General features: G+C 40.4%; 1 protein-coding gene. It reads right to left on the bottom strand.

Translation table 11 applies throughout. The annotated features are described in order from the left end of the window. Positions 1-112: 112 nt before the first annotated feature. Positions 113-397 carry a cytidylate kinase-like family protein gene (locus OCV61_RS18465; protein ID WP_262583450.1) on the bottom strand — a complete coding sequence of 95 codons (285 nt, stop codon included), beginning with the start codon at positions 395-397 and terminating at the stop codon, positions 113-115. Positions 398-478 lie beyond the last annotated feature (81 nt).

Below are 478 nucleotides of genomic sequence, written 5' to 3' on the forward strand. Positions count from 1 at the left end.
AAGAACAAGTGTTCTTTTTGCTTTTATGCAATTCATCTCCCACCTGTAGAGGAAGGAGAATTCTTGCTATATATTATGTTAAACTGCCTGACATTTTTCTTTGTATTTGGTATTACAAATCAAATCGGATTTTTAAGTAATCCTCTATCACATCCACACATTTTTCACGGCCTACTCTTGCGCTGTTTAATGTAAGGTCGTAATTCACCAGGTTTGTCCAGTAGCCGCCTCTTGTATAATACTCATAATAATCTGCTCTGTATTTATCTGTTTTGCTGATCAGCTCATGAGCTTCCGGCTCCGAAACCTGCAGCTTTTTCATGATGGATTCCACACAGTTTTTACGTGGAGCTTCGATGTAAATGCTGATCACATTGTCAAAATCTGTGAACCTCACATGGCTAAAGTCACGTGCTTCCAGACGCTTTAGGCGTCAGACTGAATATCGGCGGATACGCCTGTAACTTAGGTCTGCACA

The organism is Blautia ammoniilytica, from assembly GCF_025566965.1.
Taxonomy (GTDB): domain Bacteria; phylum Bacillota; class Clostridia; order Lachnospirales; family Lachnospiraceae; genus Blautia_A; species Blautia_A ammoniilytica.